This window comes from Paraeggerthella hongkongensis, from assembly GCF_003726035.1.
Taxonomy (GTDB): Bacteria; Actinomycetota; Coriobacteriia; order Coriobacteriales; family Eggerthellaceae; genus Paraeggerthella; species Paraeggerthella hongkongensis.
In genome coordinates this window covers 65,188-78,049 of sequence record NZ_QICD01000012.1, presented here as the reverse complement: position 1 = coordinate 78,049, position 12,862 = coordinate 65,188, and the positions used below count along the sequence as shown (strand labels likewise).

Annotated in this window: 8 protein-coding genes; 1 reads left to right on the top strand and 7 read right to left on the bottom strand. The window is 62.9% G+C overall.

Annotation, left to right across the window (positions count from 1 at the left end; all coding sequences use genetic code 11):
* Positions 1–294: 294 nt before the first annotated feature.
* Both DMP08_RS07450 and DMP08_RS07445 read right to left on the bottom strand, forming a co-directional pair.
* Positions 295–1,068 carry a hypothetical protein gene (locus tag DMP08_RS07450; protein ID WP_148042336.1) on the bottom strand — a complete coding sequence of 258 codons (774 nt, stop codon included), beginning with the start codon at positions 1,066–1,068 and terminating at the stop codon, positions 295–297.
* A gap of 1,144 nt (positions 1,069–2,212) precedes the next feature.
* A complete protein-coding gene (locus tag DMP08_RS07445) occupies positions 2,213–4,312 on the bottom strand; it encodes a sodium-translocating pyrophosphatase (protein WP_211328410.1) in 2,100 nt (699 codons plus the stop codon).
* A gap of 298 nt (positions 4,313–4,610) precedes the next feature.
* Between DMP08_RS07445 and DMP08_RS07440 the strand changes: the two genes are divergently transcribed.
* The gene (locus tag DMP08_RS07440) at positions 4,611–6,524 is read left to right on the top strand and encodes an LTA synthase family protein (protein WP_244596866.1); all 1,914 of its coding nucleotides are present in this window, start codon (positions 4,611–4,613) and stop codon (positions 6,522–6,524) included.
* Between the two features lie 75 nt (positions 6,525–6,599).
* Here the strand turns inward: DMP08_RS07440 and ribF are convergent, their stop codons facing one another.
* The 5 genes from ribF to infB all read right to left on the bottom strand — a co-directional run bounded on the left by ribF (position 6,600) and on the right by infB (position 12,845).
* Entirely contained in the window at positions 6,600–7,523 is a 924-nt protein-coding gene (ribF, locus tag DMP08_RS07435; protein WP_123192298.1) for a riboflavin biosynthesis protein RibF, read from the bottom strand.
* On the bottom strand, positions 7,507–8,520 hold the full coding sequence (gene truB, locus DMP08_RS07430) for a tRNA pseudouridine(55) synthase TruB (protein ID WP_244596865.1): 1,014 nt from the start codon (positions 8,518–8,520) through the stop codon (positions 7,507–7,509). The genes ribF and truB overlap by 17 nt, the downstream gene beginning before the upstream one ends.
* Entirely contained in the window at positions 8,517–9,536 is a 1,020-nt protein-coding gene (locus tag DMP08_RS07425) for a DHH family phosphoesterase (RefSeq protein ID WP_123192297.1), read from the bottom strand. Before DMP08_RS07425 ends, truB begins: the two co-directional genes overlap by 4 nt.
* Positions 9,537–9,548: 12 nt before the next feature.
* Positions 9,549–9,989 carry a 30S ribosome-binding factor RbfA gene (rbfA, locus tag DMP08_RS07420; RefSeq protein ID WP_123192296.1) on the bottom strand — a complete coding sequence of 147 codons (441 nt, stop codon included), beginning with the start codon at positions 9,987–9,989 and terminating at the stop codon, positions 9,549–9,551.
* Between the two features lie 108 nt (positions 9,990–10,097).
* On the bottom strand, positions 10,098–12,845 hold the full coding sequence (gene infB, locus DMP08_RS07415) for a translation initiation factor IF-2 (RefSeq protein ID WP_123192295.1): 2,748 nt from the start codon (positions 12,843–12,845) through the stop codon (positions 10,098–10,100).
* Positions 12,846–12,862 lie beyond the last annotated feature (17 nt).

The window sequence follows — 12,862 nt, the reverse complement described above, 5'->3', positions numbered from 1 at the left end:
CGACGTACCTGACCTTCTCGCGCTCCGTGTACATGCAGCTCCCTCCTCACGGCCCCTTCGGGGCCGTTCGATCGGTCGTGGACCGCCCTCGGGCGGTCCAACTTCTTGCCGCATCCCCGTTTTGCGGCGATTTTTCGCCTTCTCGGGGTTGTTCGCCGATGCGAGATTTTCATTATCCCAGCTCAGAAGCATACCGGCTTGCTTTATCCTGATTCGAGGACCAGCAAAACTCGGCCGTTTTGACAGACGAGTCTCTCTCTTTCGAAAGCAGATCGAAAGTCCTTTTACGGCAGCTCATAGCACCGTGGCCCTCAGCGTACGACACGCTTGCGCGAACCCGTCGTACGGACGAACCCACTCGCCTAAAGCGACAGCAAGCTGACGCGCCGTTTTATCGAAGCGAATAGGGTCCATGATCTGGCGATTCGTTATCGTGCGCACCGATACCCCCAGATGAGACAAGTCGTCGCGACGTTCCGAATCCCTTGCGATTCGAGAAGGACCGGTATGGTACTCGTCGCTTTCGTACTCCACGTCAAGCTTTGCACGCGACCAGTACAGATCGCATAAGTAGTATCCCTTTTCGATGCGATCCCGCTTCGCGCCCGCCACGTTCACCCGGTAATTCAACTCGGGATGAGAAAGCGCATAGCCTCCCATGCGCCGTGGAAGGCAAAGAAGCAAGGTCAAGGCCGTTTCGCGCGGCGAAGCGGAACAGGCAACCAAATGCTTGAGGGTCCTCCGAGCTGCAGCTGCGCCAGGAATTCCCCGCGCAGATTCGATGTATCGATCGAGCGCCGACACCGCAGTCAAAAGCGCGGGCCGCCCGTACCGCGTACGCCCTTCGGCATCGAGCGCATACGTTCCGCACAGCTCGAATCCCAAGGCAAGAAGTTCCAGCTCAGGCAAGACGGAAGCCATCTGCACGAAGCACAACTCCGGCGAGCTCGCGTACAGACCCTCGTCCAGTCGCACGAACGATCCAGGAGGAAACGGGCGGGCGTGAACATGACAGCGCACGCCGATGCGATCGACCCGATCCTGCGCGCAAGGCACGACCACATGCACGGGAGATTCGCGAGAAACGCGCCCGAACGGTAACCCGCCCCCAAGAAGCCGCGAATCCTTGCGAGCACGATCGGCATCCTCAACGGCATGGCTCTGGGAAAACGCAGCGGTGTCGAGATCGCAACTGCGACCCCGCGATGCCCTGTCCGCATCGCTGACAAGCTCCGCCGATCCGATAGGATGCCGAACGCGCTTTCCAGAACAGCGCGCCCGAAGACAGGCGTCGAACCTTCCCGACCTCCAACATTCCAATGCTGTCATATGGCTGATGTATATAGTCATAAATAAAGACTAGCAGGGGAAATGCCTCGTCTGTTTGCAGACAATCGTTTCGTCACCTTCACGTTATCTTGTGCTGGATCGCTGGCAGATTCCCGCTGGATCCGCGCTAGGTTCCTGCAAGGTTTTCGCAAAGCCACGTCCAGAAGACGGTATGGACGCGCAGAGAGGCAGGAGCGCGAACGAGCGGAGGCGCGGCCGAAACGAGCGCGCGGCCGGAAGCGAGCACGAGGACCGAAGCGGAGTACGCAACGAGAAGCAGGGGCACGGCCGAAACAGGCATGCAGCTAGAGCGAGACATGAAGGCCGAAGCGAGTGCGCGACTGGAAGCAGGTGCGCAGGCTGAAGCAGACACGCAAGCCGAGCGAGTACACGGCTGAAGCAACCGTGCGGACCGAAACGGAGCATGTAGACCGACGGAACGGACAGCTTGCGGGGACGCAGGCAGCAGCAGGACGCCTTTAGCGTGGTATCCGCTGCCAAAACGATCGAGTTTTGCGGCGATTTTCCGCCTTCTCAGGATTTTTCGCCGATGCGCGATTTTCATTATCCCAGCTCAGAAGCCTACCAGCTTGCTTTATCCTGGTTTGAGGACCAGAAAAACTCGTCCGTTTTGGCAAAACTTCGAACTTGAGGCGAAACCGGCGAGGACCGCAAGCCTCCGAAGCCGGGACGGAACCGGGCGCGCGCCGCAAACACGCGAGCAGCACCCGTTCCCGCCGTAAACGCGCAGGTCAGCGCGCGTCCCCGTCGAACCGCAAGCGCGCGGGCAGCACCCGCCCTCGTCGTGCGACAAGCCCTTGAAACAGCACGGAACCCGGCATTGAGCCGGGTTCCGAAACGTGCAAGCTTTTCGAATGAGAGCTTACATCATCATCTGGATCGCGACGAACAGCGGGGTGAACGTCAGGGACACGATGGTCATCAGGTTGATGAGGATGTTCATGGACGGGCCGGAGGTGTCCTTGAAAGGATCGCCTACGGTGTCGCCCACGACAGCCGCCTTATGAGCCTCGGAGCCCTTGCCGCCATGATAACCCTGCTCGATGTACTTCTTCGCGTTGTCCCATGCGCCGCCGGCGTTGGACATGAAGATAGCCATGAGCATGCCCGTTGCAACGGCGCCGGCCAAAAAGCCGCCCAGCATAGCAGGGTTGAAGCAGCCGATCAGCACCGGCACCACGATGGCGATGCATCCGGGAAGCATCATCTCGCGCAGCGCGGAGCTGGTGGAGATGGCCACGCACTTGTCGTACTCGGGCTCGGCCTCGTACTCCATGATGCCCTTGATCTCACGGAACTGACGACGCACTTCCTCGACCATGGCATGAGCGGCACGGGACACGGCGCCCATGGTGAGGGCCGCGAACATGAACGGCATCATGGCGCCGATGAAGATACCGGCGACGATCAAGGGGTCGGTGAGCGTCAGCTCGAAGTTCGGGATCGCATGGTGCATCGTGGCCTGATAGGACACGAACAGCGAGATGGCGGACAGGCCCGCAGAAGCGATGGCGAAGCCCTTCGCGATGGCGGCGGTGGTGTTGCCCACGGCGTCCAGCGCGTCGGTGCGCTCGCGCACTTCCTCGGGAAGACCGGCCATCTCGGCGATGCCGCCCGCGTTGTCGGCAACGGGGCCGTACGCGTCGACGCCGATGGTGATGGCGGTGTTGGAGAGCATGCCGGTTGCGGCAAGACCCACGCCGAACAGGCCGACGGCAATGCCGCCCTCAGCCGAGGCGAGCGGGAACGCAAGGTTACCGAACGTATACGCGCCGATGATGGCCAAAGCGACCAACACGATCGGAGCGATGGTGGACAGCATGCCCGTGCCGATACCCTCGATGATGACCGTGGCGGCGCCGGTGTCGGCTGCCTCGGCGATCTTGTGGACCGGCTTGTACTTGTCAGAGCAGAAGTACTCGGTGATCTTGCCGATGGCAAGGCCGGCCACCAGGCCGCACAGCACCGAGCCGAACAGCCACAGCGGCTGCGCCTCGACGGACTGGGAGTTCCAGATGAAGAACAGGCAGAAGATCACGACGATCTCGATGCCGGCAGCCAGGTACGTGCCGCGGTTGAGCGCCTTGTGCAGGGCAGCGCCTTCCTTGGTGCGCACGGCGAACAGGCCGATGATGGACGTGAGGATGCCGGTTGCCGCGATGATGAGCGGCGTCACCAGGGCCCATACGAGGTCGCCCGTGGCGAAGTACCCGCCCAGCGCGCCGAAGGTGGCGGCCAGGATGGTGGGAGCCAGGATAGCGCCCGTGTAGGACTCGAACAGGTCGGCGCCCATGCCGGCCACGTCGCCCACGTTGTCGCCCACGTTGTCGGCGATGGTGGCGGGGTTGCGGGGGTCGTCCTCGGGAATGCCCGCTTCCACCTTGCCCACGAGGTCAGCGCCGACGTCGGCGGCCTTCGTGTAGATGCCGCCGCCCACACGGGCGAACAGCGCGACAGCGGAAGCGCCGGTGGCGAAGCCTTCGACCATGCCGATGTTGGTATGCATCTGGGCAACCTCGACGATGTCGATGCCGAACACCAGCAGGATAAGCCACAGCGACAGGCCCAGCAGGGCGAACGACGCCACGCACAGGCCCATGGTGAGGCCGGACTTGAAGCTGATGTTCAGGGCCTTGGCGACCGACTCCTCGGCAGCGTGAGCGGTACGCGTGTTAGCGCGCGTTGCCACATGCATGCCAACGTAGCCAGCGGCCGCGGACATCACGCCGCCCGTGACGAACGCAAGCGCCGTGATCGGCGACAGGAACACCGCCATAACGACGGCCACGACCACCATGAAGATCACGAGGAGCTTGTACTCGCTCATCAGGAACGCCTTTGCGCCCTGCTGGATCTTCAGGGAGATGTTATTCATCTTGTCCGGACCCGGGTCCTGCTTCAGAACCCACGTTCCGAGGTAGGCTGCCATGCAAATGCCGATGAGGGCGCACACGGGAGCCATCCATGCGACTGCAGTAGTCACGTGTCTCCTCCTTTTTTCGACCAATACGATATGCGACCTTTTCGCCGGGCATTCGAGCGAGAAAGTCGCAACCGCTTTATTCTAGAGGATTTGCAGATAATGTGAACCCGTAATCGAGTTTTTTTGGATGCATGAAATTGCAAGCGTTTCACCAGGAACCAGGCCGCGCATCGACAATCAAGGCGGATTCAAGCTGCAAACGAAGCGATATCCGGTATACTTCGCCTTTTGCTTACCCTTGACGATGCATGCATCTGAACCACACGAGGAGCACGTTATGCCCGGTATACGCCACGCGCGCGCCGCACAAGACGCGGTGCGCGCGCTTTTCGCCCTGATCGCGGGCGCTGTCGATCGCCTCCGATCCCTACCGTTCGCGAAAAAGGCACGCCCCTTCGTTTTTGCGCTCGCCGTGCCAACGGCTTTCCTGCTGCTCGAAGTGCCTTACAACGAGAGCCTGTTCTCCATGGATCCTTATTATGCGGGGTTGAACCTCGCCCTCTTGGCGGGTCTTTTCGGCATCTGCTACTTCGTCGGGCAGCGCTCCCGCGCAGCCGTTGCGGCGTTTCTGCTCGCTTGCCTGGCGGCCGGAACGGCAAACTACTTCGTCATCATGTTCAAAGGCCAGCCCGTCGTACCTGCCGACCTGTTCGCCCTGTCCACGGCTGCATCGGTGGGATCGAGCTACTCCTTCGAGCTTGACGCGAGCCTGCTTGCGAGCATCGCGCTGTTCTTGGGGTATTGCGCCGCGCTGTTCCTGATGCCGAAGCAGCGGCTCTCCTTCCGACGCGGCTTGACTAATGCCACGTGCGCGCTCGTGCTGGTTGGAGGCTTCGGCTGGTCGCTAACCGCTGTCGACATCGAGAAAGCCTTCGATTGCACAGTGGACGTATGGGGCGTCAAGGAATCGTACGCCGAGCAAGGATCGGCGCTTTGCTTTCTCAAGCGCGTCCAAGACCTGAGTCCCGCCGAGCCCGACGGATACGCGACCGAGGCCATCGAGGATATGCTGGACTCGTACGCAGACGCCACAGCCATCCCGGAAGCGCATGCCAGCGAACTTGTCGAACAGCCCACGGTCATCGCCATCATGAACGAAACGTTCTCCGACCTGTCGCGCTACCCCGGCCTTGCCGACACCGAGGCCCGCCCCGCCCGGTTCCATGAACTTGCGGGCGAAGCGCTCGAGGCCGGCGAAGCCTATGCCTCGGCCATGGGAGGCGGCACCTGCAACAGCGAGTTCGAGTTTCTGACCGGGTCGAGCATGGCGCACTTGGGCGGAGGCGTGTATCCGTACGTGCTTTACGACCTGGACAAAGCCGAAAGCCTGGTGTCGTACTTTTCGTCGATGGGCTACGCTACGCACGCGCTGCATCCAGCCGAGGGCACGAACTGGAGGCGTGACCGAATCTACGCGCAGCTGGGGTTCGACCGATTCAGCGACATCTCCTTGTTCGACGGCGCGGACACGTTGCGCGGCCTGGTCACCGATCGCGCCACGTACGACTACGTGCTGAACCTATTGGCGGAAAACGAGCAGCCCCAGTTCATCTTCGACGTGACCATGCAAAACCACGGAGGCTACGACGTGGGCGGCCTTTCCGAAGAAATGACCGTGAGCGTTCCGCTTCCCGACGACGCCACGTCGCCCGAGCTGAACGAGTACGCAAGCGTCATCCGCCAAGCAGACCAGGATCTAGCGTATCTGACAGAGCAGCTGAACGCACTTGAAAGGCCGGTTGTCCTCTGCTTCTTCGGCGATCATCAACCCGGCTTCAGCGACTGGCTGTTCGAAGCCACGCACGAAGGCGTGTCCGCGGACGATCTAGGACTCGATGCCGTGCAGTCGCGCTACGCTGTTCCATACCTCATCTGGGAAAACGCTGCCGCACGCGCAATCAAGCAACAGCGCGGAAATCCTGTCGAGCGCGAAGCCGACGCCCCTGCCACAGGGCCGGTCGAGCAACGATCGAGCCTGAACTACCTGGGTGCCAAGCTGGTGGACTTGGCAGGCCTTCCCACCACGAACTACCAGCGCTTCCTGTTATCGACCAGCAAATCCATACCCGCCGTCAATCTCAACGGCTACCTGAGCGCCGACGGCACCTGGCACTGGCTCAACGAGGAAACGGATGCCGAAAACCTGTTAGAGGCCTACGCCTGGATACAGTACGACAACTTGTTCGGCTAGGGTCGAGACAACGAACAAGGCAGGAAGCGATCTCGCTCCCTGCCTTGCGCCATTCCCCGTTTTGCCCGCAAAACCCTATAGGTTGTCCCTCACCCATTGGATATTGCCCTGCACGGTGGCTACGAGCTCGTCGATATCGTCGAACTTGCGCATGGGTCGCAACCAGTGAAGGAACTCCACCTTGATGGGCTTTCCGTACAAGTCGCCCGAGAAATCGAGCAGATGCACTTCGCAGGTAGCCGTCGCGCGATCGGCGAACGTAGCCGCCACGCCCACGTTGACCGCAGCCTTGTAGCGAGCACCGTCGACCACGGCCCACGCGGCGTACACGCCGTCGCCAAGCGGGCGCAGCTGATCGTCCACCACCAGGTTCGCCGTCCGAAATCCCAGGTCCGCACCCTCTCCGCGCCCGGGCGTTACCGTTCCCGTCATGAAGTACGCGCGTCCTAGAAGCCGGTTCGCTTCCTCGATTGCGCCGTCGGCCAAAAGCAGGCGGATGCGCGTAGCCGTAATGGGCGATCCGTCTTCGCTCTTCAGGCCATGGGCGCGCACATGCGTACCTTCGACAGACCCCCATGCATCCAGGTCGTCCACGGTTCCTGCCGCGCGAGCCCCGAACTTGAAGTCGAATCCCACATGCAGAAACGCCGGCGGCGTACCGTCGAACGTCTGCACGAGAAAGCGCTCAGGCGAAGACGCCGCGAATTCCCGCGTGAAAGGAAGCGCCACCACCGCGTCCACGCCGGTTTGCGCCAGCATGGACAAGCGCTCGTCGTTCGTCATGAGCTTCTTCAGTCGATCAGGGTGAAATACCTCGTCAGGATCGATATCGAACGTCAATGCCACGCTGCGTCCGCCGCTTTCACGCGCCGTCTCGCGCGCGCAATCAAGCAGAAACCGATGCCCGCGATGCACGCCGTCGAACACGCCGAACGCGCACGACGCGCCGGAGAAGAACGCATGGTCGAAAGATTCGTCCGCCCTATAGATCTTTACCACGAGACACCCCCGTCTGAAACACGCAGCGCGCCTGATACGCATCGCGCGCCCGATCGTAACCGTACAGCGCAGCCAATTTGTTGTCGGCAATCACCGCAACCGTCTCCCCGTCCTTCGGACCCGTGCAGCTTTCGCGTACGCCCGAGGTGCATGCGCACAGTTCAAGATCGGCCCTCGAACGACGCCGCTCGTACAAGGGATACGCCGACGCAGGCAGCGGAGAACCGTTCGCCACTTTCGGGATAGCCGCATCCTGCGCAAACAGGAAGCGCCCGCCCAAAAGCCGAACGGGATCGAGCGCGGCGCGATCCTTGAGCTGCGCAAGCACCTCCAAGCTAACGCACTCTTCCAAATCGAGCGTTCCCAGACGCGTCCGCTCCAAAGCGGCAACGTGAGCCGGGCATCCAAGAGCCACCCCTACGTCGCGCGCCAATGCACGAATATAGGTGCCTTTCGACACATGGAACGCCACGTCCCAGGTGGGAAGTTCGTCACCGCGGCCTTCACGCACCTCGAGCAACCGAGCCTCGTACACTTCGATGTCGCGCGGAGCCAGGTCGATGATGTTGCCCGCACGTGCAGCTTCGTAGGATTTCTTCCCGTTCACCTTGATGGCGGAATACGCCGGCGGCAGCTGCTTGCTAGCCCCTACCAGCCCTTCGACGAACGAAGCGGCGAAGGCGGGATCGGTCACGCAAGGAGGGACGTCGCCCGTCCGCGTCACACGGCCCTCGGCATCGTCGGTATCGGTCCCCACGCCGAACGCGATGGTCACGCGATAGTGCTTGTCATGCGCGGTCAAATACGACCCGAGCCTGGTGGCAGGGCCGATGCAGATGGGAAGCACCCCGGTTGCCATGGGATCGAGCGTGCCCGTGTGCCCCACGCGACGCTCCCCGAATATGGTCCGGCATCGATTCACCACGTCATGCGAACTCATGCCGCTGGGCTTGTTGACCCCGACGACCAGCGAAAGCCCCGATGTTCCCCGCTTCACCCCGTGCACGCCCCTTCGCCAGCCTTGGCTCCAACCGTCTTCTCCAATGCGGCGTCCACCAAGGCCACCGCTTCGTCCAAGGAGCATTCGAGCGTAAATCCCGCAGCAGCTCGATGCCCTCCCCCGCCGAACGTGCGGGCGAGCGTCGCAACGTCGGTGTCGTCCTTCGCGCGCAGACTTCCGCGCACGACGTCTCCCTGTTCGCGCAGCATGCAGGCAACGCGCACGCCCGACACTGCGCGCAGCGCGTCGATGATGGGCTCGGCGTCAGCCTTCACCGCACCTGCCGACTCGAAGTCGTCAAGGGACAGCCAGCTCATAGCGTACGCGCCACCAGCTCCAAACCGCATGCGGCCCACGGCGACGCCTTCGAGGCGTACCGAGGGGAGCGAGCGGTTCTGGAAGATGGCTCGAGAAACGAATGCCGGATCGGCGCCCGCTTCGACCATCTGAGCCGCGGCGCGCATGGCGGCCGCGTCGGTGTTCTGATATTGGAAGCGTCCCGTATCCGTGACCAGCCCCGTGTAGCAGCACAGAGCGACGTCTCCCGAACGGTCAATGCCAAGCAGCCCCGCTACGTCCCACACGAGCACGGTGGTAGACGCCGCGTCCGGATCCACGTACACCAGGTCGGTCATCGTCGTATCCACTGCATGATGATCGATGGCAACCGCGAGGTCGCATTGGTCGCGCAGCGCGGCCGCAGCCTCGGCGATGCGCTCGCGCGTGGGAACATCCACGGCCACGAACGTGCGCGCAGGCCCTTCGTACAGCTCGGCCGGAACAAGGTCGTCGACACCAGGCAGAAACCGCAAGCGTTCGTCGATCGGCTCGTTTTTGGCAAGCACGCACGTCACGTGCTTCCCCAGCTGGCGCAACGCGGCAGCAAGCGCAAGCTGCGACCCGATGCAATCCCCGTCGGGGCTCACGTGCCCGCACAGCACGAAGTCATCGCGCTGCTTGAACATTGCGGCAAGCGCCGCAAGATCGGTATTCGTTTGAGGGGTAACGGACATACGGTCTCCCTGCTATTCGTCAGCCGAAACCGCCGCCTGCGCGCGAGCGCGCTCGTCCGCAAAGCGATCGGCGTCGGCAGGCACGTCCGCATCGGTCGGCTCGTCTGCTTTGTTGCGCACAGCATCGCGCTCGAGCGCCGTAGCAATGCGCTCGGCCTGGTCAACGCTACGATCCAGCAAGAAGCGCAACTCGGGAGCAATACGCCATGACAGCTTGCGGGCCATGAGCGAGCGAATGCGGCCCGACGCCTTGGAAAACGCCGCGGCCACGTCCTCGTAGCGTTCGGGCTCGGTGGTGTAGAACACGTTGCACACGCTGCGGTCGTAGCTGACCTCGCAGCCCGTGATGGTCACGAGCTCAAGGCGAGGATCGGATATCTCGAACAAAAGGATGCTCGCGATGACCTCGCGGGCCTGTTCGTTCACCTTGCGGTTGGAAGAACTCTGTTTCATGATGCCATCTCCTTCCGAAGAGGGGTTATGCGCAAAACGCGCTCGTCAAGCCCAGTGTAGCGTGGAACGTTTGACGAGCGCGCAGATTATTGCAGTGACGGAGAACGGTTACTCGGTCCGCTCGACTTCCTTGATCTGGTAGCCTTCGATATGGTCGCCCACCTTGAGGTCCTGGAACTTCTCGATGCCGATGCCGCACTCGTAGCCCTGCTTCACGGACTTCACGTCGTCCTTGAAGCGACGCAGCGAAGCCATGACGCCCTCGAAGATCACCGTGCCGTCGCGGACGATGCGCACCTTGTCGTCGCGGTTGATCTCGCCTTCGATGATGTAGCAGCCGGCGATCGTGCCCACCTTCGGCACCTTGAACGTGTCGCGTACCTCGGCGATGCCGGTGTCCTCTTCCACGATGTCCGGGGACAGCAGGCCCACGCGCGCCGCATTGATCTCCTCGATAGCCTGGTAGATGATGCGGTACAGGCGGATGTCCACCTTCTCCTTCTCGGCCTGCTGCTTGGACTTGCCGGTCGGGCGCACGTTGAAGCCGATGATGATGGCGTCGGAAGCCGAGGCCAGCGTAACGTCGGTCTCGGTGATGCCGCCCACGGCCGAGTGCACGATGTTGATGCGTACCTCGGACTGATCCATCTTCTCGAACGCGTCGCGCAGCGCCTCGATGGAGCCCTGCACGTCGGCCTTCACAATGAGGTTCAGGTCGGTCTGCTTGCCCTCCTCGATGCGGCTGAACAGATCGTCCAGGCTCATATGGGACTTGGCGTCCTGCTCGGCCAGGCGAGCGCGCAGCGCACGTTCCTCGGCCAGCTTGCGCGCATCGCGCTCGTCGGCGAACACGCGGAACTCGTCGCCGGCGGTGGGAACGCTGTTCAGGCCCAGGATCTCCACCGGATCCGCCGGAAGCGCCTCGTCAACGTGCTTGCCGCGAGGATCGACCAACGCACGGACGCGACCATGCGACGTGCCGGCCACCACGACGTCGCCCGGATGGAGCGTGCCGCGCTGGACAAGAACGGTGGCCACGGGGCCGCGGCCCTTGTCGAGGTTCGCCTCGATGACGAAGCCGGAAGCCTCGGCGTTGGGGTTCGCCTTGAGTTCGAGCACATCGGCCTGAAGCAGAATGGTTTCCAGCACGTCGTCGATGTGCAGGCGCTTCTTGGCCGACACCTCCACGAACATGTTGGAGCCGCCCCACTCCTCGGGAATGATGCCGTATTCGGTAAGCTCCTGGCGCACGCGATCGGGGTTGGCGCCCGGCTTGTCGATCTTGTTCACGGCAACCACGACGGGAACCTCGGCGGCCTTAGCGTGGTTGATGGCCTCGATGGTCTGCGGCATGACGCCGTCGTCGGCAGCAACCACCAGCACGATGACGTCGGTGACCTGAGCGCCGCGAGCGCGCATGGCCGTGAACGCCTCGTGGCCCGGCGTGTCGATGAACGTGATCCGACGGCCATCGATCTCGACGACGGACGCGCCGATGTGCTGCGTGATGCCGCCGGCCTCGCTGGCCACCACGCCCGTGTCGCGGATGGCGTCCAGAAGCGACGTCTTGCCGTGGTCGACGTGGCCCATGACGGTGACCACGGGCGGACGCGACTCGAGGTCCTCGTCCTTGTCATGGTACACCACCGCGTACTCCTCTTCAGGAGACACGACGCGCACCTTGCGGCCCATGTCATCGGCGATAAGCTCCACCAGGTCGTCGCCCATGGACTGCGTCAGCGTGAGCACCTGGCCCAACATGAACAGGCGCTTGATGATGTCGTTAGGCTGCACGCCCAGCAGCTCGGCGAACTTGCCCACGGTCGAGCCCTGCGGGATCTCCACCACGGAGTCGTCGAGAACCAGCTCGGGGTCGAGACCCTTCTCGATGGCCTCAAGCTCCAAACGCTCGCGCGTCTCGGCCTCGCGCTTCTGCTTGCGCTTCTTGCGGCGGCCTTCGCCCTCGCTCGACGTGGTAGCGGCGGCAACGGCGGCGCGGGCTTCGGCCAGCACCTTGTCACGCTGCAGCTTCTCGGCCTGCACGGCCATCTGGGCATAGCGATCCTCGGGCTGGGTCTGCTGCGTCTCCAGCTCAGGAACGATCTGCTCCACGTGGCCGCCCTTGCGACCGTGCTTCTTGGGAGCACGGTCGGGCTTTCCGGCCTTGCGGGCGGCGGAAGTCTCCTGCTTCTGAGCCTCGATGCGCTGCTTTTCCGCCTCGATCTGCGAGAGCAGCGAGTCGAAGCCGGACGCCTTCTTGGCACCCAGCACCGGAGCAGGCTTCTTGGGAGCCGGGGCGGACTTGCCGCCCTTGCCGCTGCGCTGGCGCAGCGCTTCCTCGACGGCCTGCTTCTTGGCAACTTCGGCGGCCATCTTGGCCTGACGGGCGCGGGCGCGGGCTTCCGCAGCCTCGCGGGCTACGCGTTCCTTCTCGCTCTCGATCTGGCTAGCCAGGCTTTCAAACGGCGACGACGCCGACGCTTTTCGCGGGTGGTCGCCCTCGTCGTGGGAGCCGTCCTCGTCGGACGGGCCCTCTTCGGCACGACGGGCGCGCTCGGCCTCGCGGGCAGCACGCTCCTGCTCCACGGCTTCGCGGCGGGCGCGCTCTTCCTCGGCGCGCTTGCGCTCGGCCTCGGCACGCTCCTCCGCCAGCTTCTTGGCTTCTTCGTCCTCGAGCTGACCCGCGCGCTGCTTGATCTCGGGTTCGAGGTTCTTGCGGATCTTCTCAACGTAGGCGTCGGCGAGCATGCTCGCATGGCTCTTCGCAGGGATCTTCATCTGTTGCAGCTTGTCGAGCAACTCTTTGCTCGACATATCGAATTCCTTCGCCAACTCATGTACGCGCATGCTGGCCATATACCACTCCTCTACTT

Coding starts and splice junctions, on each gene's coding strand:
- DMP08_RS07425 (WP_123192297.1), bottom strand. CDS start 9,536: ATGTCCGTTACCCCTCAAACGAATACCGATCTTGCGGCGCTTGCCGCA.
- DMP08_RS07445 (WP_211328410.1), bottom strand. CDS start 4,312: ATGGCTCCCGTGTGCGCCCTCATCGGCATTTGCATGGCAGCCTACCTC.
- DMP08_RS07440 (WP_244596866.1), top strand. CDS start 4,611: ATGCCCGGTATACGCCACGCGCGCGCCGCACAAGACGCGGTGCGCGCG.
- rbfA (WP_123192296.1), bottom strand. CDS start 9,989: ATGAAACAGAGTTCTTCCAACCGCAAGGTGAACGAACAGGCCCGCGAG.
- infB (WP_123192295.1), bottom strand. CDS start 12,845: ATGGCCAGCATGCGCGTACATGAGTTGGCGAAGGAATTCGATATGTCG.